Raw genomic sequence first — 20,625 nt, 5'->3', positions numbered from 1 at the left:
TTGAAATCATATTCCAGAGCAGGCCTGCGTGCTACGAAAAACGGGTATCGTGCCGTTCAAAAGGATCCCCCCATGCGCCTTGTTGCTCTCCTGCTTGCCCTGTCATTTTCTGGACCCGTCGCGGCCCAGCACAGCCATTCCGCGACCGGGCATGCGATGCCGGGTCCGCAGGAAACCGGGCAATCTGCCTTTGCCGCCATGGCCGAGATCGTGGCGCTCCTACGCGCCGATCCCGCTACCGATTGGGCAAATGTCGATATCGCGGCCCTGAGGCGACATCTGGTGGACATGGAGCTTGTGACGATGGAGGCCGAGGTTACCCGCAGTGTGCGGCCCGCCGGTATCCGGTTCGAAATCCGCGGAGCACCGCGCGTTCTCGAGGCCATTCGCGCCATGGTGCCTGCCCATGCGCCGTTCCTGGCTGCCGAGACGGGTTGGGAGGTCACGACAGAGGATCTCGGGGATGGTGTTGCCCTCCTCGTCGATGGCGATTCCGACCAGATACAGGGTCTTGGGTTCTTCGGGCTGATGACCATCGGCGCGCATCACCAGGAGCATCACCTCATGGTGGCAAAAGGCGAACCGCCCCACCATTGAGCTGAAGATCCGCCACAGTTTCCCTCCGCCAGCCCCCGGGTTGCAGACAAAACATTACAAAACCCGCGTTGACGTTCCGGGGCGGGAAGGTTGCACACTCGCTGTGCTATGGATGCCACCGACGACACTGAACGCAGGGATTTCCTGTATTATGCCACTGCTGGCGCGGGCGTGGTCGCGTCCGGTGCGGCGCTCTGGCCGCTGATCAATCAAATGAACCCATCGGCGGATGTGCGCGCCCTGGCGACGATCTCGGTGGATATCTCCGGGCTCGCGGAAGGCACCCAACTGACCGTCAATTGGCGCGGAAAGCCCGTCTTCATTCGCCACCGGACGCAAGCGGAGATGGCCCAGGCGCGTGAAGAGGCGGTCTCCACCTTGCCGGACACCGATGCGCGCAATCCCAATCTTCCCGGCGAGGCCACAGCGCAGGATGAGAACCGGGCCATTCCGGGCCATGACGCCTATCTGGTGATGATCGGTGTCTGCACGCATTTGGGATGTGTCCCGCTTGGCGATGGCGCGGGCGATTTTGGAGGGTGGTTCTGTCCCTGCCACGGGTCGCACTACGATACCGCGGGTCGTATTCGCAAAGGGCCTGCGCCGGAGAACCTACACATTCCACCCCTGGCCTTGTCCGACAACATGGTGCTGACGCTAGGCTGAATAATATGAACTTTTTGACGTAGTCGCGCCGTGTGAAACCAGACCATATTCAGACGCCTTCCGATCACCATGGATTGCGTCGCACCACATCCGAATTATTCTTTGCCCGGATATTTCGCGAAGTGGGGCTCTGGCTTCCATCCAAGCGAGGTTGCGGTTGACGGGTGCGCGCCTGTTGCCCGAAGCGATCATCGCTCCAAACACGGCCAATGTGAGTCCCCATGTGAAGTTTGGAATGACTGATCTTTCGCTGTTCGGAGACCAAATGTGCCTAGATGGGTGGAAGATTGGGCAAAGAAGCGCGCTAATCAATACCAGACCGGACAGGAGGCCAATGACCATTAGATGCTTTGAACCACCGTCATGAGCGGTGTCCGAACACCTGTGCCTCTTTATGCGCATTGTCGCTCGCTTCAAACTCAAGCGTGGAATGCTCAATTGAAAAACGTTCATGCAGCACTGATTTGACGTTTTCTTTAATTTTGTCGGCCTCACTCATCCGGTCGCGTTCGACGACAATATGGCAGTCCAATGCCGCAGCGTGCTCCTGCATTTGCCACAGGTGGACATGATGCACGTCCACAACGCCATCGACACACTGGATCGCTCTGACCACGTCGTTTCCATCCACATCCGGCGGGCTTCCAAGCATCAGGGTTCGAATTGGGCCCCCTATTTCGGTGAAGGACAAATACAGGATGTAGAGCGCGATGCCGATGGTGATGGCCGGATCAACCCAACGCATTTCATAGAGTATAATGAGCGTCCCGCCGACTATGACGGCCACTGAAGCCAACGCATCCGAAAGGTTGTGGAGAAAAAGCGCACGGATGTTCACGCTCCCCTTCTGCATCGAATAGGTCAGCATTGCGGTCAGCGTGTCGACCACAAGCGCGATTCCACCGAGAATGACGACGGTCCACCCCATGACTTCGGGTGGATCAATCATGCGCATGCCACCTTCGTAGATCAGATAGAAGCCGATCACGATGAGGGTGGTGTAGTTGATCAGGGCCGCGACGATTTCGACCCGACCATAGCCGAAGGTCATACGCTCATCGGCTGGGCGGCGCGCGATCTTGCGTGCGGCAAAGGCAATGACAAGCGAGGCCATATCGGAAAAGTTGTGCAGCGCATCGGCGATCAGTGCCAGGCTGCCCGACAATATGCCCCCGACGATTTGCGCAACGGTAAGAAGCCCGTTCGCCCAGATCGCGATGGCAACCCGCCGATCGCCAGAATCCGGATCGATATGCGCGTGCCCGTGGTCATGTGGCATTGGCAGGCTCCTCATGCGCGTGTGTCGCGCGTCGGTCAGTCTTCAGGCGGCCGCTGCGGAAACCACGTACGCGCGCATTCATCCAGTGGCGTATGATATGACGGTATAAGGCACCACGCAGCCATCCAAAGGATTGCTCATGGGACAAATAGAAGGCGTCCGGCGTATCAAACACGCCGAAATCCTGCACGATGCCGGTTTTCTGAATGTAGGTATCTTCTCCGTTCCAGGCGACGGGAGGCGCGCCAAGGCAATCCGTGCCCGCGCCATAACCGCAGAGACTGTCCGTGTCCGAGAAAGACGTTTGCAGGACTTTGAGGAAAGCGTCATCCAGGATGAAGCCTTCAAGGTTGATCCAGGCACCTTGAAATTCGATCTCGACCCATGAGTGGAGAATTTCCTGCGGAGCAAGCGGATACACCAGCTCAGGTACAACACCGCGCTGCAAGCCTTTATGGATCGTAAACCCATGCAACCGGCAACGAATGCCGACACCACGCAGCAGCGCCATCAAGAGCGTGCCTTTGGTATTGCACTGCCCATAGCCGTCGGAAAGCACTTCGGATGCGGGGATGTCGTCAGCTCGATTGTATCCGAACGCGATTTCATTCCGAACGAAATCATAGGCAGCTCCGATCCGATCGTATTCGGATAAGCCGCGCCAGCTGCGGTTCTCAATTAGACGCGCAAGAGGCGCGGCATCAAAATCCAGTAGTTTGGTGGGTACAAGTAGGGGGTCGGTCATCTGCAACGGGTCGCTCCTCGAATCGTCTTGGAACAAGACTAATTGCTATAGTCACTGTAGCTTCAATCCTTTCTTTCAGAAAGAATCTCCCGCAACTATTTGTCCGTGTGAACCGCTTTGTGGTGTTCGCCGTGTGCATCGCGCAGGATGTCGATACCGCCCCACGCCGCGATCCCGGCCACGACCACACCCACGACTAGGTCCGGCCAGTTCGTTCCCAGCCAGGCGACGAGACCGCCAGCCACGACGATCCCGAGGTTTGCGGCGAAGTCGTTCCAGCTGAAGGTGTTCGCCGCGCGGATGTTGACGTCCGGTTCGCGAAGTCGGGCGAGCAACCAGACGCAGACCGCGTTGATCGCCGCGGCGATCAGGGCCATGGTGATCATGATCGTCCCGAGCGGATCCGACCCGCCGACATAGCGCCGCCACGCATCGTAGAGGATGCCTGCAGCGAACAGGATCAGCAGCCCACCGGAGATGTTCGCCGCCCCGCGTTTCCATTTGTCGGATCGGGACAAAGCGAAAAGGCTGATCGCGTAGACGAAGCTGTCGGAAAGGTTATCGAGCCCGTTGGCGATCAGGGCACTTGAGTCGCCGAAGGCGCCTGTTGCGAAAAAGGCCACGGCCAAACCGATATTGAGCGCCAGAACGATCCAAAGCGTCCGTCTCTCCATTGAATCTTGTCTAGCGGCCATTTTGTGGTTCCAGCTTGTGTTGTAGGACACATTAACTTCTGCGGCTGATCTGCGTTCCAGCCGGAATGTTGGCTGAATTCCTTCAGGCCCCGATTTCCTCGTGCTCGGTCAAGCATTCCGAATGGTCCCGCAACACCTCAAGCACCTTGCAATCTCCCGTCCGCCCGCCGCTGCATTCGTGAACCATGCGTTTCAGTTCCGTGCGCAGCGCCTTCAGGCGGTCCATGCGCTGCTCCACCTGTTTGAGCTGGCGACGCGCGATGGCATCTGCCTCGTCGCAGGGGCGGTTGGGATGGTCGCTGAGGTCGAGCAGCTCGCGGATCGCATCGAGCGAAAAACCGAGTTGCCGCGAATGGCGGATGAAGGACAGTCGGTCGAGCTGTGCATTGTCGTAGCGCCTCTGTCCGCCTTCGGTCCTGCCAGGTTCGGGCATGAGTCCGATCTGTTCGTAGTACCGGATGGTCTGCACTTTTGTGCCAGTCTTCTTTGACAGAGTACCGATCGTGAGCATTTTCGCCTCCATGAAAAAGATACAGTTTGTGTAGGTTTTGCCGTCGGAATAAACAAGTGTCGGATTCACAGACGCGTGAGTTCAAGCTATACCATGATTTCGTGCTTGAACCTCTAGCAGCTAGAGGATGTATCCGCACAGGCAATAAGAATCAAAATCAGGCGAACAGGATTGTCCCTTACATCGGCACAGAAGTTTCTTTGGGTTTTGGCAGGCGTGGCAGCGCTTGCCTTCGTATGGCTTTTGCTATGGTCCGATTATCGTGCCGATAGCGCCCGAACCGACGCCGAACCGCCTTTTTTCGCTGAGTTCGAACTGACGGACCACCAGGGTATGGTTCGAACCGAGGAGGACTTTGCGGGGCGCTGGATGCTGGTTTTTTCGGCTTTACCAACTGCCCCGACGTCTGCCCGACGACCCTATCCGAGGTCGCGGCGGTGATGGACAGTCTGGGCGACGATGCCGCCAAGGTCCAGCCGATTTTCATAACAATCGACCCTGAACGAGACACGCCCGCAGCACTCGCCGAATACGTCCCGCTGTTCGATGCGGGCATCATCGGGCTGACCGGCACGCCGGAACAGATCGCCGCTACATCCGAGACCTTTCCGATCTTCTTCGAACGCGTCGAAGAGGCTGCGGCGCCGGATGGTTACACGATGGGCCACACGTCGCATCTGTTCCTCTTCGATCCCGACGCGGGCTTCGCCGACTCGTGGCCCTACGGCACCTCCGCCGAAGAGATCCTCGCCGATCTGGAAGAGAGGATCTGACCGACATGATCCGTATGTCCGGAGAAACAGCCCTCGGGCTGGCGTGGATCATCGCGCTCGTCGCCTCGCTTGCCGTGCTTTTCATCGGCGAGGTGCTGGGGCAGACGCCCTGTGTGCTATGCTGGTTCCAGCGCGCCTTCATGTTCCCCTTGGCCATTGTCCTCGGGCTCGGCCTTTGGTGGCGGGACGGCCGCGTGGGGCGCTACGGCATCGCATTGGCGCTTGGCGGCGGCGCAATCGCCCTGTGGCACATGGGGCTGTACGTCGGTCTTGTTCCCGAACGCATCCAGCCCTGCACGGCCACCGGCCCCTCTTGCACCGATGACAACCAACTGGTCTTCGGCATCCCTATCCCGCTGATGGCGCTCGCCGCCTTCGCGCTGATCGGGGCGCTGTCGGCCCTTTCATTGAAGGACACACGAACATGAACCGACGCGGCCTGATCCTGTCCGTTCTCGCCCTCGGCGTCGCCGGTTTCGGCGGAGCCACCTGGTTTGCAACCCGCCCCGGCCCGGTGGCCGAAGCGGAGCCTGTTGCTCCGGAACTTGCTGAGGCGATGATCCGCCCCTACTCGCCCATCCTCGGACCTGCGGAGGCGCCCGTCACGATCGTCGAATTCTTCGATCCGGCCTGCGAGGCCTGTCGCGCCTTTCATCCCATCGTGAAGGACATCATGGCCGAGCATGGGGATGCTGTCCGCGTCGTGATCCGCTACACGCCCTTCCACGGCGCGGCATCCGAGGAAGCGATCCGCGTGCTCGAGGCGGCGCGCATGCAGGACGTTTACGTGCCGGTGCTTGAGGCCGTTCTGCGGGAACAGCCGAGATGGGCTTCGCACGGTGCCCCGGCGCCTGGCCTGATCCTTCAGATCGCCACCACGGCCGGACTCGATGCCGAGGCCGCGCGCACGCAAATGCTGGCGCCCGATGTCGTGGCGATCCTGAATCAGGATCGTGCCGACGTCGAGACCGTGGGAATTCGCCAGACGCCCACATTCTTCGTGAACGGCAAGCCGCTCGATCCATTCGGAGAGGCAGAATTGCGTCGTCTGGTGGCTGCCGAAGTCGCTGCCGCGCAAAGCTGAATGGAAAAGGCAGGATCAGAACGATGAAAAAGTATATTTTGACCAGCACACTGGCCGCGCTTTTGACCCTTGGAGGGCTCTCGGTGCCCGCGCTGGCCGGACCCGAGGATGTTGTCGTCGAGAACGCGTGGTCCCGCGCCTCCATCGGGATGAACCGTCCCGGGGCCGCCTACATGAAGATCCGCAACACTGGCGACGAGCCTGTGACGCTGATCGGTCTTACAACACCGCTCGCGATGATGCCCGAAATTCACGAGACGAAGACAAATGCCGAAGGTGTGAGTTCCATGAGCCCGGCGGGGGAGATCGCGATCGCCCCGGGCGAGAGCGTCGCGCTCGAACCGGGGGGCCTGCACGCAATGCTGATGCGGCTACAAGAACCGATGACGGAAGGGGACACCTTTCCGCTGACCCTGCTTTTCGACGACGGAGGCGAAATGACGGTCGAGGTGCCGATCCTCGGAATCGCCGCGCGGGGGCCAGAGGACTGATGCGGCGACGAGCGATCCTGGGGTACGGCGCGGCTGGTGTCGGGGCGGTCGCCCTGATGCTCTTCGTCGGTTGGTGGCAGGTCGATGGACCCGGTGGACCCGAACCTGTCGGGCAGCGGCCTGTGGCTCTGACCGAGATGGATTTCCGTCTGACGGATCATGAGGGCAACGCGGTCGGGCCAGAAACCCTGATCGGCCGCCCGACGATGGCGTTCTTCGGCTTCACCTACTGCCCCGATGTCTGCCCGACCACGCTCTCTGACATTTCGGGATGGCTCGACGATCTGGGAGACGAGGCCCACGAGATGAACGTGGCTTTCATCACGGTCGATCCCGAGCGCGACACTGTCGAAACGATGGCCGAATATGTCGGCTACTTCCATCCGGCGATCCGCGGCTGGACGGGGCCCGAGGAGCAGATAGCGCGCGTCGCGGACGGCTTCCGTGCCACCTACGAGCGGGTGCCGACGGAGAGCGGCGATTACACGATGAACCACACCGCGAGCGTCTTCCTGTTCGCAGCCTCTGGGCGGTTCGTCACCATGATCGACTATCACGAACCCAGAGAGTTCGCGGTGCCGAAGATCCGCCGCGCGCTGGAAAAAGAAATGGAGGGGGCGACATGAGGCTCAGAACTTTGGCGGCTTGTGTCGCAATTGCGGGGACGGTTTCGGGAGCGGCTATCGCCATCTCTGATTTCATGTCGAAAGAACCCGTGCCGCCGGAACTTGCCCAGGCAAGTAGCTGGATGCCACAACGTCCTGAAGTCCCCCAGAACGTTGACATTCCCGTGACGCTGCCCGCGGCGGCATGGGCAGACGATGCACACAATCTCAGCCCGCTGCCCCTTCTGCAGGTCGCTGTTGCCGACAGGCCGGTGCAAGCGATCGAGCCACCCCTGTCGACGTGGTCGCGCGACATTGCTCCGGGCGAAACGCTCGATTTCTTGCTGTCAGAGGCCGGTCTTGCGGCACCTGACAGAGCCGAAGTTGCCCTCGCGCTTGGTGCGGAATACGATCTGCGACGGCTGCGGCCGGGGCACTCGGTCACTGTCGCTTCGACCGTGGACGGCAGCCCCCGCACCGTCTCACTCGCCGTCGAGGACGGGGTTCGGATCGAGGTGGTTTTCGGCGAGCAGATGTCCACGCAGGTCGTGGCTCCGGATCCGGAAATCGTAACCCTTGCCGGCGAAGCCATGATCGACAGCTCGATCTTCGCGGCACTCGACGAAGCCGGCATACCCGCCCGTTTTTCCGTGGACCTTGCGCAGATGCTGGGTGGGACCGTGGATTTCCGCCGCGAGATGGCCGGCGGCGAAACACTAAGGCTTCTCTGGCGTGAGGCGCGGGTCGGCGAGGACAGGATCGGACAGCCCGAACTCGCCTTCGCCGCACTGGAGATCGGCGGTTCGCTCTACGAGATCGTATGGCCTGACGACGGCAGCGGTCAGGCGACGATCTACGTCGATGGCGAGGTGCTGCGCGTCTTCGCACAGCCGGTCGAGGGTGCGCGCCTCAGCTCGGTGTTCGGGCGCCGCACGCATCCGGTCTTTGGCAACGTCCGGATGCACACCGGCGTCGATTTTGCAGCGGCACGTGGGACACCGGTTCAAGCGACGGCACCGGGGCGGGTCAATTTCATCGGCTGGCGCGGCGGATATGGTCGCGTGGTCGAAATCTTGCACGGCTCCGACACCATGACGCGCTACGCGCATCTGAGCGCCGTGCCGGAAGACTTGGCACAAGGCCAACGCGTTGCGGCGGGAGACGTGATCGGCCGCGTCGGCGCGACTGGCACGGCGACAGGTCCGAACCTGCACTATGAGGTGCTCGTGGATGGGCGCCCGACTGACCCGCTCTCTGACGACCGGCTCGCCGAAGCGGCCGAGAGCGATGCGGATGATGCCGCCGCGCTCTCGCGTCTGGCCGAGGCGCGGGCGCTTCTGAATGAAAACCTCGGCAGCGAGATTGCCAAAACGACAACCGAAAGGCTCTGACCCATGAAACGTATGACCCAAGCTCTTGCCATCACGCTCGCCCTGTTCCCGGCGGCACAGGCCCTCGCAGAGGCAACGGCGATCGACGTCCGCAAGACGAACGGTTGCGGCTGCTGCCTCTCGTGGATGAACCATCTCGAAGAAAACGGGTTTGCGCCGACGGGCGAGAACATGTTCGGTGGGTTGCTGGTTCGCTTCAAGCTCGACAACGGCGTGCCGCAGCGCATGGTCTCCTGCCACACCGCGCTCATTGATGGCTACGTGATCGAAGGCCATGTCCCAGCCGCTGACATCCGCCGCATTCTCGAGGAGCGCCCGGACGCCGTCGGCCTCGCTGTTCCGGGGATGCCCTATGGCTCGCCCGGCATGGGGCCAGAAGACGACCGCGAGGCCTATGATGTCTTCCTCATCCGCAAGGACGGGTCGACGGAAGTCTTTTCGAGCTACGCCGAAGGATAATCTGGCCCGCCCATGGAAAATCTGTCTCCGATAGTGCTCGGCTTTCTCGGAAGTCTTGCCGCCGGATCGCTCACAGCAGTCGGAGCAGTTCCCGTGCTGTTCGGGCGCATCCCGTCTCGGGCCACACGCGATCTGTCGCTCGGCTTCGCTGCCGGTGTGATGCTCGCCGCTTCTTTCTTTTCGCTGATCATCCCGGCATTGGATGCGGCAGAACCGATGTTCGAGAACGGCGCGATGCCTGCGGCCATCGTATGCGTTTCGATTCTTCTGGGCATGGGGGCTGTCGCCCTGATGAACGAAAAGCTGCCGCACGAGCACTTCAAGACGGGACGCGAAGGGCCGGAAGCGGCGTCTTTGCGGCGGGTCTGGTTGTTCATCATTGCGATCACGATCCACAACTTCCCCGAAGGCCTTGCCGTGGGGGTCGGCTTCGGATCCGGAGGTATGGAAGGCGGCCTACCGCTCGCCATCGGCATCGGGCTTCAGAATGCGCCCGAAGGATTGGCCGTCGCTGTATCTCTGCTGGGCGAGGGATATCCGAAGCTGCGCGCCTGGGGCATTGCGGCGCTGACGGGCATGGTCGAGCCGATTGGCGGCCTGCTCGGGGCCGGGATCATCACACTGTCGGAACCGCTGCTGCCATGGGGACTGGCCTTTGCCGCGGGCGCAATGCTCTACGTCATCAGCCACGAAATCATCCCCGAAACCCATCGCAGCGGCCATCAGAACAGGGCAACGCTCGGTCTCGCTGTCGGGCTCGTTCTAATGCTGTTTCTCGATGTCTGGTTGGGATGAGGCAATGTCATCATACAAAGTATCTCCGATGATCGGCATATTTGCAGCGCTTGCTGCGTTCGCGATCGATCAGATCACCAAAGCCATTGTCGTTGCGAATGCCGTCACTATTAGCGCTGGGATTTCCGTGTTTCCGGGATTCAACCTCGTCTTTTATCGTAATGACGGCGTGACTTTCGGGATGCTGGGCGGCAGTCCGTGGTGGAGCCTAATCGCTCTCGCTCTTGCCATCTGTGTTTGGCTAGGGGTTATGCTGTTTCGCGCCGAAAATGCGGTCGAAACACTTGCCTATGGCGCGATCATTGGCGGAGCCCTGGGCAATGTCATCGATCGTGTGCGGTATCGGGCTGTAACAGACTTTCTCGATTTCTACATTGGCACAACACATTGGCCTGCCTTCAACTTGGCCGACGTATTTGTCGTCAGTGGCGTGGGGCTCTTGCTCGCCGCGCCATGGATCAGCGCGCGGCGTTCGATCAAGTCGTGAAGCCGGAAATTCTAAACCGCATCGCTCTGCGCCACCGTTTTCTTTCGCGGATGACGCTTGGTTTCGCCGCCGGGGCGCTGACCGTTCTGACTTTCCCGCCTCTTTCGATTCTCCTGCTCGTTCCCGTTGCCTATTCCGCGTTGTTTGTCGGGCTTCGCGATCTCTCCTTCGGGCGCGCTTTCCTCGTCGGCTGGGCGTTTGGTCTCGGCCAGTTCGGTTTCGGGATTTCGTGGATTGCAGAGAGTTTCTACGTCGAGGCCGAGCGGTTCGGGGCGATGGCGATCCCGGCCGTCGCGGGATTGTCCGCAGGTCTCGCGATTTTCCCGGCCATTGCCGCCGCGCTTTTCGCCGAAATCGCGCGGCGCGGAGCCCTGGGTAGTCTCTTGGCTTGCCTCCTGTTCGCGACCTCCTGGACCGCTGCCGAGTGGTTGCGAGGTCACGTTTTGACAGGATTTCCGTGGAACCTCGCCAGCTACGCTCTGGTCGATTACGCCGCTCTTCGCCAGCCCGCCGCCTGGGTCGGAAGCTATGGGTTAAGCTTTCTCACCGTGTTCGTTGCGGTACTCCCCGGCGCGGCTGTCATGGTGTCCGGGCGGCAACGATTGACCGTTTCGCTCATGGCGCTGGCCGGCATCGCGACGATGTGGGCTGTCGGCACGCTTCGCCTCCAGTCGGATGCACAACAGCCACCCACTGTCGACCTGCGCATTGTCCAAGGCAACATTCCACAAGAGGAGAAATGGGCGCCCGAGAATCGCGAGGCGACATTCGCGCGCTATCTTGAGCTTTCAACCCGGCGCGGCGATTTCGACGTTCTTCTCTGGCCGGAAACCGCCTTTCCGGGTTTCCTCGATGAGGATACGGAGGCGCAGGCCCGCATTGCCGCTGCGCTAACGGAAGGCAGCGTGCTGCTCACCGGGGTGCCGGACCGTGTACCGAGCGACGATGGCACCCGATATTTCAACACGGTCCAGGCTTTTGGCGCGACCGGCAGAATCCTGACCGGATACGCGAAACACCATCTCGTACCCTTCGGCGAATATGTGCCATTCCGTGGCTGGTTGCCCATCGAGCGGCTCACGGCGGGCCTGGGCGATTTTACGCCCGGACCGGGCCCGAGAACGCTTGCGCTTCCGGGTGTGCCGCTGGTCGCCGTGGCGATCTGCTATGAGATCATCTTCCCAGGGCATGTGGTCGACGACCTGTTCCGGCCGGACTGGATTTTCAACGCGACAAACGATGCCTGGTTTGGCACCAGCATCGGACCCGAGCAGCATCTGGCTTCCGCACGTACGCGCGCCGTAGAGGAAGGCCTTCCAGTCATCCGAGCCGCGAATACGGGCATCTCTGCGGTCATCGACGCGAGCGGAGAGATCGTTGCGCGGCTCGATACCGGCGAAACGGGCATCATCGACGCTAGCCTGCCCTCCGCGCGACCGCCGACACTCTACGCGAGCTTCGGGGACTGGATGCTGTTGGCGCTCATCTTGGCTTCGTGGAGCTGGGCAATGGCGCCAATGCGACGGCTCACTACCGCCGCATGAGAAAGACCGTCATGCAAAGATGTGGATAGGTGTCCCGTCCTTCACCATTGCATAGATGTCTTCGATCTCCCGATCCGTGACCGCGATGCAGCCAGCTGTCCAGTCGCGGACATTTGTCGGGTCGATGCCGGGGCGTGGGCCACCATGGATGAAGATGTCGCCGCCGGGGGAAAGGCCCTGCGCTTCGGCAAAGGCGATGTCGGCCTCGTTCGGATAAGAGATGCCAACTGAAAGATGATACGTACTTTCAGGGTTGCGCTTATCGACAATGTAGGTGCCCTCCGGGGTCCGGCCGTCTCCCTCGAATTGCTTGTGACCCTCAGGAGCGAAACCCAGCCCGACCGGATAGGTTTGCAATACGCGATCGGCTCCGTCGAGAACAAGCAAGCGCTGTCCCTTGTAAAGCCGAACACGGGTCACCTCGGGTCCGCCATAGCTGCGGAACTTGCTGGCACACCCGGACAGAAACGCTGCCAGCCCGCCCAACAGGACGGCGCGGCGGGGAAATCGGATGGTCTTCACTGCTCGATGCCTCTTTGGTGAGGTCTGATATGGACATCACGTTACTTTGCAAATGCAGCGTGATCAATGTCCGTGGGCAAGCGCGGCCTTTGCCATCTGTGGGCCAACCTGCTCACCGCCGGACGGCGGCGCCTTGGCCTTTTGGCTGTTCAGCAGGCGCAGGGCGTTGGCCACCACCAGCAATGACACTCCTACATCGGCTGCAATAGCGCCCCACATCGATGCCACTCCGAAAGCGGTAGCGACAACGAAGACGCCCTTGGTCGCCAAGGAAATACCGATGTTCTGATGGATAATCGACATTGTCCGGCGCGAATGACCGATCAGCCAAGGCACCTTCCCGAGGTCGTCTGTCATCAGGGCAATATCCGCCGTCTCGATTGCCGCGTCCGAACCAACGGCACCCATTGCGATGGCGTAATGCGCGCGCGCCATGGCCGGGGCGTCGTTGACCCCGTCGCCGATCATGGCCACCATGTCATGCGTTTCGACCAGTTCTTCGATGGCTGTCACCTTGTCTTCGGGCAGAAGCTCGGCACGGACCTCGTCGATGCCGACCTCGGCTGCAACAGCGCGCGCTGTCCGCTCGTTGTCGCCCGTCAGCATAACGATGGTCTTCACGCCCTGCGCGTGGAGCTGTGCCACGATGCCCTTGGCATCGGGGCGGATACGGTCGCGCAATTCCAGGATGCCGGTGACGCCGGTGTCGTCGCCCACGGCAACAAGGGTGCTGCCGGCCCCTTCGATGCGGTCGCGCAGATCCTTCGGAATGGCGTCGCCGAAACCCTTCTCCTCGGCAAACCGGTCGGACCCTAGCCAGATCGACCGGCCGTCTGTGCGTCCTTCAAGTCCCCTACCTGGAACGGTTCGGGTATCTTGCGCGGCGGACACATTGATGCCGTCGGCTTCTGCCCGCGCGAGAATGGCGCGCGCCAAGGGATGCGAGGAACGTGCCTCCAGCCCAGCGGCGAGGGTCATCAGATCTTGCGCCGATGCTTTGCCCAGCGGATGCACCGCCGCCACCTCCGGCTCGCCCATGGTGATCGTGCCGGTCTTGTCCATGGCCAGTGCAGTGGTCTTGCCCGGTGCCTCAACATATGCACCGCCCTTGATCAGCACCCCAGCCCGCGCTGAGGCGGCGAGTGCGGCGACGATGGAGACCGGTGTCGAGATGACCAGAGCACACGGGCAGGCGATCACCAGCAGCACGAGTGCATTGTAGAACCAATAATCCCAGGCCCCACCGAAAATGAGCGGCGGCAGCAGGGCAATTGCAATGGCGAGAGCCATGACGATAGGCGTGTAGATGCGGGCGAACTTCGCCACCCACTGCTCCACCGGCGCGCGGCGGGCATGGGCGTCACCGACCATGCGGATGATCCTGGCCAACACGGTATCCGAGGCGGCCTTCGTAGCGCGCACCGTCAGTGTGCCTTCGCCGTTGATCGTACCGGCATAGACTTCGTCGCCCCGTTCCTTTGGGACCAGCGCACTCTCTCCGGTGATTGGCGCCTGATCGACGGCCCCTGCCCCATCGACAACCTCACCATCCAATGGGATGCGGTCTCCGCCGCGCACGACGAAACGTACGTTGATAGCAACCGCGGAAGCCGGTACGTCCGCTTCCGAACCGTCATCATAAAGAATTCTTGCCGTCGGCGGCGCCAGGTCCAGCAGAGCTGAAACCGCATTCCTCGCACGCCCGACGCTCCAGCTTTCGAGGAAAAGCGAGAGCGAGAAGAAGAACGCAACCGTCGCCGCCTCGAAAAATTCGCCGAGGCCAATTGCACCCGCGACTGCGACGACCATGAGCAGGTTCATGTCGGGCGACAGCCGCCGTGCGGACGACCATGCCTTGGGCGCCACGAGCCAAACACCGAACAGGATCGCAACCGCGAATAACCCTGCCTCGACCAGTGGCATCGGCGCTTCGCCGTGCCCTGCGAAGAGGCCGAGTGCCCCCCATGCCGGTCTCGATGATGTGCCACAGAAATCCCGCGGCCCAGAAGCCACCACTGAGCGCCGTAAACAGCCGCTGGCGTGCAAGATGGGCCGCCTGGTCGACCGACGCGTTTTCGGCATCCCAGGGCTTGGCGGTCATGCCGGTGCTTGCGACCAGTTCTGCAATTTCGCCGTCCGATACACTCTTGGCGCTGTCGAGGATAGTCATCCGTCCATTGATCACGTCGAACGCAAGATGTTCGGCCCCGCCGATCTTCGGGCCGACCACCTTGTTTAGGATTGCTACCTCCTCGGCGCAATCGAGGCCGGACACCTGAAAACTGCGCCCGCCCGCTGGCGCGGGGTCGCCGGAACGATGTCGCCGCACGTTCCGGCGACCCCGCAGCAGCTGCCGCCGCTTGTCTGGGCATCTTCGGCGTGATCGTGGTCGTGACGATGGGTGTCGGACGGCATGAATGGACCTCTGGATTCGGGTGCTTTACCATGACATAGCCCCTACAGTGGCTAGAGCTTCAAGAGCAAAATACGGTGGTATTTCAGATTGTTTTATTGCTACACGGTTTGATGACCGGCTCGTTCACCCCTTGAGGCATGAGAACCGATCGAAGGAAAACCAGAAACGAAAGGAAGCTCGATGCGGGGTTCGATGCTGAAGCAAAAAATGATGGTTGCGACGGCGCTGTCGCTCCTCGCTGGATGCGCCATTGCTCCAAGTGGCAGTAGCGACCCGGCGAATGCGATCGGGAATGTGCCTGAGAGCGTGGTGGCAATGGCGGCGCCCGATCAGAATATATCGACCGCCCGCCTCAGGCCGGAAGACGGCTGCTATTGGTACGAGCACAGCGGCCCGGTGGAGGTGACCTTGCTCCCTCTGCGAACAGCGAACGGCAACCCGATCTGCGCCGCGCGCCCAACCTGAGATCGATCGACGGACCGCAGGCACGTTGGCCGACCGAGCGCTCCCTCAGCTGCGGGCTGTGACGCTGTCCTCTGCCGAATACAGGTGAGCTGTAGAGCCGAGTTCTACATTCGGATAGAGATCGTTGATGTGGGCCATGACCATCCGCACGCAGCCTGAACTCGCGCGACCGCCGATGCTTCTCGGGTAGGGTGTGCCGTGGATCCGGAGATAGGTGTCGCGATCCCCGACATAGAGATAGAGTGCCCGTGATCCGAGAGCGTTTTCCGGCCCTGGTTCCATCCCATCGGCCCATTGTGCGTTCACGGGATCGCGTTCGATCATGTTTTGTGTTGGCGTCCAGTGCGGCCACCTGACCTTGCGCTTGATGGTATAGACACCTGGCTCGTAGAGGTTGCCCCGCGCGATCGCCACGCCGTAGCGCATCGCGGTTCCACCCTCTTCAATGTGGTAGAGATATCGCGCGACCGCATCGACATGGATATCTCCCGGCACGAGACCGTCCTTCGCGACGACTCGTTGCGGCAGGAACCGCAGGTGCAATCCCCATGGGTTGGAAGTCTCGGCAACATAACCCTGAGGCGTCACCTGTGCGTCCCATTCAGCCTTCTGAGCCTCGGTGGGCCAAGTGTCGGCAAAAGCCATACCGGGACCGGTCACCGAAAAAAGCGCCGTTGTTGTCTGAATGAAGTGTCGTCTTGTCAGCATTTCGTACCCTTTCGGTTCTCACCGGCGATTGATGGCAAGAACGGTATGTGTTCTCCTTGAACAGATAGGACTTCTAGTGGCTAGAGGTTCAAGGGCAAATTTTCGTAAGTAAACATGCGATCCTTGCAGTTTCCAGTTTGCTAGGGAGGAGAAAACTGCTCGCACGATACCTGGTCCGAAGTTGCGCAGCGACAATTCGTTAAGTCGCAGATTGTCTGGAAATTTAGGCACAGCGGCTTCGATATCGCGACCATGAGATCGGGAACGTCACGGCACAGGGAACTTACGCCACTCGCAAATGCTACGATGCCATCTCTGGCTCCGGCTCTCATTCCGTTATTTCGCCCCGTTACAACCTTCACCCACTGGAGCTTCAAGCGATCAATTGTCACAAAAACGTGAGACGAATGGCTAACGAACGCTTTGGGCTGGAAAAGCCTTGTCGCATTCGAACGGAAAGTGGCTTAAACGATCATCTGGGGCGGCACTAAAGCGTGCCAGGTCAAGCCGGTGTCAGCCTCGACAAATGACCTATATTAGGTCAGCTTTCCACATGCGATACCTCCCGTGCCCCGTCACCTCGCGGATCAAACCGCTTGCCTCCATCCATGCGAGATTGCGCTGAAGGGCGGCGCGGCTGGCTCCGGTCATGGCCTCAGCCATCGGGGCGGAGACCAAGGGCCATTCCGTGAAAACCTTTCGCAAGGCAACCGGCGTGCGGCCAGATAATTGCGCCATGACGTTTTCTGCCCGCCCGATCCACACTTCAATATCATCAAGTGTTCGCATCGCCGTTAGAATTGCGCTGTTCATCCCATCCAACCAGCGGGCCAAACGCTCGGGTGGCAAGCCCGAAACGCGCAGCCCCCCGGCCCCGGCCATAGCGAGCGGCGCGAAGATGGCACCGCTTCCATCGCTGGTCGCGATCCTGGACGCGGTGACGGCAGCTTCGATCTGGTCGCCGTGGCGTCCGAGGCCCGCCAAGCTCCACAGGTGATACCCCATGCACGCCCGCGTGATCGGGTGGAGACCCTTTGCGGCTGCCATGACGTCCAGCCACCCACCCGCGCGATCCTCGAAACGCTCAGCGCTGTCTTCAATGTTCTCGGGATCGCGGCGATCCAGGAAGGCGGCCAAGTCAGCTTTCGGTCCAGGACCGCCTGTTAGGCGCCGAACAGCCCATCCAACTCTTGCCAGTGCATTTGGGTCATCCTGTGCACCTGACAGCCGCATCGATATCCAGAGCGCCAGACGATCAGAACTCACCCGATCCCCTGCGAACCAGCTGAGATCCGCTGCCTCGATAAGAGCGAGGCGATGCCGCCAGCCTTCCGGGCCACGCAGCAGCCGGTCATCCAGAGCTCCCAGGCGTCCAGCCACTCTTGCCAGTCGCGCAGCGTGAACGCCTTCTGCTTTTGCCCAGTCTTCGACGACAGCAGTGTCGGGCGGTTCCGCCCGTGGCCCTGGAGGCAAATCATCCGGTTCTTCTTCAAGTGACCTAGGTAGAAACCAGAGATCGTCTTCGTGAGCCTCTTCATCCTCCTCGATGGTGATAAGGGGGTCGTCGTAATCATCAGTCAAAGAAGAGGCTTGCGTCACCATGTGTGCAAAATACTGATTTTTTGCACATTGCCCAGGCGTTTTCGTGGCCGCTGCCTGCGCCCTTTATATAGTACGAGCGCGCGACTGCAGGTGAAACCTCTCAGATCGCTTTCAGCGCAAGGAAACCAAAGGTTTTTGGACGAGCACGACGAGAGAGCACCTACTTGCATTTGTTTACAAACGGTCGTTTATTGGCGATATATTAAATTGCAAACGGCCCAGTTTCATGCCCCTGATTGGCTATGCGCGCGTCTCCACCGAGGATCAGACCCCCCTGCCCCAGTCTGAGGCACTGCAGTCTGCGGGATGCGCCGAGATCTTTGAAGAGCACGCCTCGGGCGGCAATCGCGCGCGGCCCGTGCTTGCACGTGTGCTGGAGCGGATTGGCAAGGGCGACACGCTGGTCGTCGTGCGGATCGACCGGCTTGCGCGGTCTTTGTCGCACCTACTTGAGGTGATCGAAAGACTGGAGGGCAAGGGGGCGTTCTTCCGCTCGCTCCAGGACCCGATCGACACTGCCTCGCCCCAGGGCAAGTTCACGTTGCAGGTTCTGGGCGCTGCGGCTGAGTTCGAACGCGCCCTGATCCGCGAGCGTACCAAAGCCGGACTTGCCTCGGCACGCTCAAAGGGCCGCGTCGGCGGCAACCCAGGTCTTCGCGCCAAGGACCCTAAAACGCTGCGCAAGGTGCGGCTGGCGCGACAGGACGGCTACATGGAGCGCTTGAACGAAACTGCGCAGGATTGGGTGCCCCACGTGCGCCGTTTGCGCCCCGATATGGCTTGGGAAGACGTCCTGCGGATCATCAATGGCCCCCTGCCCCATGATCGGCGCTGGACGCAAAGCCGCCTGCTCCGCGCCGTGAAGGCATATGTACGCGACGGGTTTCTACCCGCCGAAGTGCTGGATCGTGCTGGACGCCGGGATACTGATGACCGCCTACCCGCGATCGTCGCCGCCATCAAAGGCGCAGACCCGGATGTCACGCTGCAGGCGATCTGCGACCGGTTGGAGGCTATGCGCGAGCGTACCCCGCGTGGCCGCACGAGGTGGCAGCCGTCGTCGGTCAAGATGTTGCTCGAACGAGCGGAGCGACTTGGTCTAATTTCATCAGAATCGGCGAACTCCCGACTGTAACTAGCAGGGACTCATCCAACTGAATCTATCGCTCCAGACACCGTCAGAAGGTCAATTGTGCCATTGGGTGCATGGGTTTAGCTGAAACCATCCAAACAATTCGGATCGGTGGCTTGAAGTGCGATCGTGTCGACTTAATACAACAAAATCAAGAATTTGCGGCTATCCTGATGCGACTGAACGTATTGGTGCTGTGGATAACTTTCACACTACATCTAGATTCTTCTTGCCGGACTCACTGGATCGTGGCATTCCCATTCTGACGGCAAAACGCGTCAGACACGCTGTACACCGTCAGAATGACTAAGAGCCTCAACAGAGGCCGAGAGTGGGCGGCAGGATATGGATGATCGTAACGTTGGATACGCGCAAGGCATAGGGTCTTCCGACATCGGAGCATTTGCCGACAATCTGGCTGAGTCTTTGGATCGCCAGATGAAAATCGCTTTCGAGCCCGAAGAACGAAAGTCCTTACGCCGTTTCAGTTCTACCGAGGTCGCCAGCCTCCTGCGCGTGAGCACATCTAACCTGCGCAATCGGCACAAGGACGGCAGCTTCCCGGAAGTGCATACAGACAACCGCGGACACCGGTTCTACACAGCCCAAGAGATTGATGAGTTGCGCGATATTCTGGGGCGCACTGGAAAGAACGCAGAAAGTTACCGCCCTGGTCGACGTGAGGGCGATCGTCTCCAGGTGATATCCGTCGTCAATTTCAAAGGCGGATCGTCAAAAACGACGGCAACGATACATCTTGCACAACGGTATGCCTTGCGAGGCTACCGAGTGTTGGTCTTGGATCTCGATCCGCAGGCAAGTCTGACCACCTTTTTCGGCTTTCGGCCCGAGCTCGAGTTCGCCGAAGGCGGCACAATCTATGATGCCCTGAGATATGAGGAACAAGTTCCGCTCTCAGCCGTCATCCAAAAAACCTACTTCCATAAGCTCGATATGGTCCCAGCGGGCCTAATGCTATCGGAATACGAAACCGAGACGGCAAACGCCCTCGCCCGCCGGGTGCAGCCCATATTTGCGGAGCGTCTCGCCTTAGCGCTTGAGGAAGTAGAGGCGAATTACGACATCGTTCTGATCGACTGCCCACCTCAACTTGGTTTTTTGACCCTTACGGCGTTGGCAGCCTCTACGGGACTTTTGGTAACCGTAGTACCTGGCATGCTCGACATCGCTTCCATGAGCCAGTTCCTGAAACTTGCTTCGGAAACGGTCAAGGCCGTGGAAGAAGCCATTGGCCGGCGCGTTACCTGGGACTTCGTAAAGTTCTTGATCACGAGATACGAACCGTCGGACGGGCCTCAGACGCAAATGGCGGGCTACCTGAGATCGATCTTGGCCGGACAGGTCATGACTGAACCAATGTTGAAATCTACGGCAATCTCGGACGCTGGTATGACCCAGCAAACCGTCTACGAAGTTGATCCGAGCCAATTCATCAGAAAAACGATTGATCGCGCTCTGACTAGCGTGAACGGCGTTGGCGATGAGTTGGAACAGACAATCCAAATGGCATGGGGGCGTCGCTGATGGCCCGAAACATCTTCAACCAGCCCCCAAAGGATGAGACGGAGAGCGCAGCCCCTCCCCTACCCCGCCAAGAGCGGCAAAGCTGCCAGGATCTGTTGGCGGATTGCGCGACT

21 protein-coding genes and 2 pseudogenes are annotated in these 20,625 nt (G+C 60.4%); 15 read left to right on the top strand and 8 right to left on the bottom strand.

Annotated elements, in window-relative coordinates:
• Positions 1–72 precede the first annotated feature (72 nt).
• Both ACZ1G0_RS16300 and petA read left to right on the top strand, forming a co-directional pair.
• Positions 73–597 (top strand): hypothetical protein, encoded by a 525-nt coding sequence (locus ACZ1G0_RS16300; RefSeq protein WP_093454956.1) that lies wholly within the window; start codon positions 73–75, stop codon positions 595–597.
• A gap of 108 nt (positions 598–705) precedes the next feature.
• Positions 706–1,263 carry a ubiquinol-cytochrome c reductase iron-sulfur subunit gene (gene petA, locus ACZ1G0_RS16295; RefSeq protein ID WP_093454957.1) on the top strand — a complete coding sequence of 186 codons (558 nt, stop codon included), beginning with the start codon at positions 706–708 and terminating at the stop codon, positions 1,261–1,263.
• A gap of 361 nt (positions 1,264–1,624) precedes the next feature.
• On the opposite strand, the gene ACZ1G0_RS16290 is transcribed toward petA, so the two are convergent.
• From ACZ1G0_RS16290 to ACZ1G0_RS16275, 4 genes are all read right to left on the bottom strand, one after another.
• On the bottom strand, positions 1,625–2,542 hold the full coding sequence (locus tag ACZ1G0_RS16290; protein ID WP_093454958.1) for a cation diffusion facilitator family transporter: 918 nt from the start codon (positions 2,540–2,542) through the stop codon (positions 1,625–1,627).
• Entirely contained in the window at positions 2,532–3,287 is a 756-nt protein-coding gene (locus ACZ1G0_RS16285) for a transglutaminase-like domain-containing protein (protein ID WP_093454970.1), read from the bottom strand. The genes ACZ1G0_RS16290 and ACZ1G0_RS16285 overlap by 11 nt, the downstream gene beginning before the upstream one ends.
• A 95-nt stretch (positions 3,288–3,382) precedes the next feature.
• Positions 3,383–3,961: a cation efflux transmembrane domain-containing protein gene (locus tag ACZ1G0_RS16280; RefSeq protein ID WP_274582271.1), complete on the bottom strand. Its 579-nt coding sequence runs from the start codon at positions 3,959–3,961 to the stop codon at positions 3,383–3,385.
• Positions 3,962–4,064: 103 nt separating this feature from the next.
• Positions 4,065–4,493 carry a MerR family transcriptional regulator gene (locus ACZ1G0_RS16275; protein WP_093454971.1) on the bottom strand — a complete coding sequence of 143 codons (429 nt, stop codon included), beginning with the start codon at positions 4,491–4,493 and terminating at the stop codon, positions 4,065–4,067.
• 207 nt (positions 4,494–4,700) lie between these two features.
• Between ACZ1G0_RS16275 and ACZ1G0_RS16270 the strand changes: the two are divergent.
• The 10 genes and pseudogenes from ACZ1G0_RS16270 (at position 4,701) to lnt (ending at position 12,122) form a co-directional block, all read left to right on the top strand.
• Positions 4,701–5,266: pseudogene (locus tag ACZ1G0_RS16270) on the top strand (SCO family protein).
• A gap of 5 nt (positions 5,267–5,271) precedes the next feature.
• On the top strand, positions 5,272–5,694 hold the full coding sequence (locus ACZ1G0_RS16265; RefSeq protein WP_093454961.1) for a disulfide bond formation protein B: 423 nt from the start codon (positions 5,272–5,274) through the stop codon (positions 5,692–5,694).
• Positions 5,691–6,350 (top strand): DsbA family protein, encoded by a 660-nt coding sequence (locus ACZ1G0_RS16260; RefSeq protein WP_093454962.1) that lies wholly within the window; start codon positions 5,691–5,693, stop codon positions 6,348–6,350. The genes ACZ1G0_RS16265 and ACZ1G0_RS16260 overlap by 4 nt, the downstream gene beginning before the upstream one ends.
• Positions 6,351–6,373: 23 nt before the next feature.
• Positions 6,374–6,841, top strand: a complete 468-nt coding sequence (locus ACZ1G0_RS16255; RefSeq protein ID WP_093454963.1) for a copper chaperone PCu(A)C — start codon at positions 6,374–6,376, stop codon at positions 6,839–6,841.
• Positions 6,841–7,467: an SCO family protein gene (locus ACZ1G0_RS16250; protein ID WP_274582272.1), complete on the top strand. Its 627-nt coding sequence runs from the start codon at positions 6,841–6,843 to the stop codon at positions 7,465–7,467. Before ACZ1G0_RS16255 ends, ACZ1G0_RS16250 begins: the two co-directional genes overlap by 1 nt.
• Complete coding sequence (locus ACZ1G0_RS16245; protein WP_274582273.1) at positions 7,464–8,837, top strand: M23 family metallopeptidase; 1,374 nt, start codon at positions 7,464–7,466, stop codon at positions 8,835–8,837. The genes ACZ1G0_RS16250 and ACZ1G0_RS16245 overlap by 4 nt, the downstream gene beginning before the upstream one ends.
• Before the next feature lie 3 nt (positions 8,838–8,840).
• The gene (locus ACZ1G0_RS16240; RefSeq protein WP_274582274.1) at positions 8,841–9,296 is read left to right on the top strand and encodes a DUF411 domain-containing protein; all 456 of its coding nucleotides are present in this window, start codon (positions 8,841–8,843) and stop codon (positions 9,294–9,296) included.
• 12 nt (positions 9,297–9,308) lie between these two features.
• The gene (locus tag ACZ1G0_RS16235) at positions 9,309–10,091 is read left to right on the top strand and encodes a ZIP family metal transporter (RefSeq protein WP_274582275.1); all 783 of its coding nucleotides are present in this window, start codon (positions 9,309–9,311) and stop codon (positions 10,089–10,091) included.
• A 28-nt stretch (positions 10,092–10,119) separates the two neighbouring features.
• Complete coding sequence (lspA, locus tag ACZ1G0_RS16230; protein WP_274582276.1) at positions 10,120–10,578, top strand: signal peptidase II; 459 nt, start codon at positions 10,120–10,122, stop codon at positions 10,576–10,578.
• Complete coding sequence (gene lnt / locus ACZ1G0_RS16225) at positions 10,545–12,122, top strand: apolipoprotein N-acyltransferase (RefSeq protein WP_274582277.1); 1,578 nt, start codon at positions 10,545–10,547, stop codon at positions 12,120–12,122. Before lspA ends, lnt begins: the two co-directional genes overlap by 34 nt.
• A gap of 9 nt (positions 12,123–12,131) precedes the next feature.
• Here lnt and ACZ1G0_RS16220 read toward each other — a convergent pair whose 3' ends face one another.
• A complete protein-coding gene (locus tag ACZ1G0_RS16220; protein WP_274582278.1) occupies positions 12,132–12,644 on the bottom strand; it encodes a L,D-transpeptidase family protein in 513 nt (170 codons plus the stop codon).
• Positions 12,645–12,707: 63 nt separating this feature from the next.
• Positions 12,708–15,059 (bottom strand): annotated as a pseudogene (locus ACZ1G0_RS16215) (heavy metal translocating P-type ATPase).
• Between the two features lie 181 nt (positions 15,060–15,240).
• On the opposite strand from ACZ1G0_RS16215, the gene ACZ1G0_RS16210 reads away from it, so the two are divergent.
• Positions 15,241–15,525 (top strand): hypothetical protein, encoded by a 285-nt coding sequence (locus tag ACZ1G0_RS16210; protein WP_093454916.1) that lies wholly within the window; start codon positions 15,241–15,243, stop codon positions 15,523–15,525.
• A 45-nt stretch (positions 15,526–15,570) separates the two neighbouring features.
• On the opposite strand, the gene ACZ1G0_RS16205 is transcribed toward ACZ1G0_RS16210, so the two are convergent.
• Both ACZ1G0_RS16205 and ACZ1G0_RS16200 read right to left on the bottom strand, forming a co-directional pair.
• Positions 15,571–16,233, bottom strand: a complete 663-nt coding sequence (locus ACZ1G0_RS16205; protein WP_093454917.1) for a L,D-transpeptidase — start codon at positions 16,231–16,233, stop codon at positions 15,571–15,573.
• Positions 16,234–16,764: 531 nt separating this feature from the next.
• Positions 16,765–17,835: a hypothetical protein gene (locus tag ACZ1G0_RS16200; RefSeq protein WP_472737961.1), complete on the bottom strand. Its 1,071-nt coding sequence runs from the start codon at positions 17,833–17,835 to the stop codon at positions 16,765–16,767.
• A gap of 226 nt (positions 17,836–18,061) precedes the next feature.
• Between ACZ1G0_RS16200 and ACZ1G0_RS16195 the strand changes: the two genes are divergently transcribed.
• Together ACZ1G0_RS16195 and repA are read left to right on the top strand one after the other, a co-directional pair.
• Positions 18,062–18,970: a recombinase family protein gene (locus ACZ1G0_RS16195; RefSeq protein WP_472737960.1), complete on the top strand. Its 909-nt coding sequence runs from the start codon at positions 18,062–18,064 to the stop codon at positions 18,968–18,970.
• A 342-nt stretch (positions 18,971–19,312) separates the two neighbouring features.
• A complete protein-coding gene (gene repA / locus ACZ1G0_RS16190; RefSeq protein WP_472737959.1) occupies positions 19,313–20,512 on the top strand; it encodes a plasmid partitioning protein RepA in 1,200 nt (399 codons plus the stop codon).
• Positions 20,513–20,625 lie beyond the last annotated feature (113 nt).

The organism is Thalassobacter sp. HA4-2 (assembly GCF_055693705.1).
This window is presented reverse-complemented; position numbering and strand designations above follow the sequence as displayed.

What these genes read in the sequence shown, in the direction of transcription:
- ACZ1G0_RS16300 (WP_093454956.1), top strand. Translation starts at nt 73, where the DNA reads ATGCGCCTTGTTGCTCTCCTGCTTGCCCTGTCATTTTCTGGACCCGTC.
- petA (WP_093454957.1), top strand. Translation starts at nt 706, where the DNA reads ATGGATGCCACCGACGACACTGAACGCAGGGATTTCCTGTATTATGCC.
- ACZ1G0_RS16290 (WP_093454958.1), bottom strand. Translation starts at nt 2,542, where the DNA reads ATGCCACATGACCACGGGCACGCGCATATCGATCCGGATTCTGGCGAT.
- ACZ1G0_RS16285 (WP_093454970.1), bottom strand. Translation starts at nt 3,287, where the DNA reads ATGACCGACCCCCTACTTGTACCCACCAAACTACTGGATTTTGATGCC.
- ACZ1G0_RS16280 (WP_274582271.1), bottom strand. Translation starts at nt 3,961, where the DNA reads ATGGAGAGACGGACGCTTTGGATCGTTCTGGCGCTCAATATCGGTTTG.
- ACZ1G0_RS16275 (WP_093454971.1), bottom strand. Translation starts at nt 4,493, where the DNA reads ATGCTCACGATCGGTACTCTGTCAAAGAAGACTGGCACAAAAGTGCAG.
- ACZ1G0_RS16265 (WP_093454961.1), top strand. Translation starts at nt 5,272, where the DNA reads ATGATCCGTATGTCCGGAGAAACAGCCCTCGGGCTGGCGTGGATCATC.
- ACZ1G0_RS16260 (WP_093454962.1), top strand. Translation starts at nt 5,691, where the DNA reads ATGAACCGACGCGGCCTGATCCTGTCCGTTCTCGCCCTCGGCGTCGCC.
- ACZ1G0_RS16255 (WP_093454963.1), top strand. Translation starts at nt 6,374, where the DNA reads ATGAAAAAGTATATTTTGACCAGCACACTGGCCGCGCTTTTGACCCTT.
- ACZ1G0_RS16250 (WP_274582272.1), top strand. Translation starts at nt 6,841, where the DNA reads ATGCGGCGACGAGCGATCCTGGGGTACGGCGCGGCTGGTGTCGGGGCG.
- ACZ1G0_RS16245 (WP_274582273.1), top strand. Translation starts at nt 7,464, where the DNA reads ATGAGGCTCAGAACTTTGGCGGCTTGTGTCGCAATTGCGGGGACGGTT.
- ACZ1G0_RS16240 (WP_274582274.1), top strand. Translation starts at nt 8,841, where the DNA reads ATGAAACGTATGACCCAAGCTCTTGCCATCACGCTCGCCCTGTTCCCG.
- ACZ1G0_RS16235 (WP_274582275.1), top strand. Translation starts at nt 9,309, where the DNA reads ATGGAAAATCTGTCTCCGATAGTGCTCGGCTTTCTCGGAAGTCTTGCC.
- lspA (WP_274582276.1), top strand. Translation starts at nt 10,120, where the DNA reads ATGATCGGCATATTTGCAGCGCTTGCTGCGTTCGCGATCGATCAGATC.
- lnt (WP_274582277.1), top strand. Translation starts at nt 10,545, where the DNA reads ATGGATCAGCGCGCGGCGTTCGATCAAGTCGTGAAGCCGGAAATTCTA.
- ACZ1G0_RS16210 (WP_093454916.1), top strand. Translation starts at nt 15,241, where the DNA reads ATGCGGGGTTCGATGCTGAAGCAAAAAATGATGGTTGCGACGGCGCTG.
- ACZ1G0_RS16205 (WP_093454917.1), bottom strand. Translation starts at nt 16,233, where the DNA reads ATGCTGACAAGACGACACTTCATTCAGACAACAACGGCGCTTTTTTCG.
- ACZ1G0_RS16200 (WP_472737961.1), bottom strand. Translation starts at nt 17,835, where the DNA reads ATGGTGACGCAAGCCTCTTCTTTGACTGATGATTACGACGACCCCCTT.
- ACZ1G0_RS16195 (WP_472737960.1), top strand. Translation starts at nt 18,062, where the DNA reads ATGCCCCTGATTGGCTATGCGCGCGTCTCCACCGAGGATCAGACCCCC.
- repA (WP_472737959.1), top strand. Translation starts at nt 19,313, where the DNA reads ATGGATGATCGTAACGTTGGATACGCGCAAGGCATAGGGTCTTCCGAC.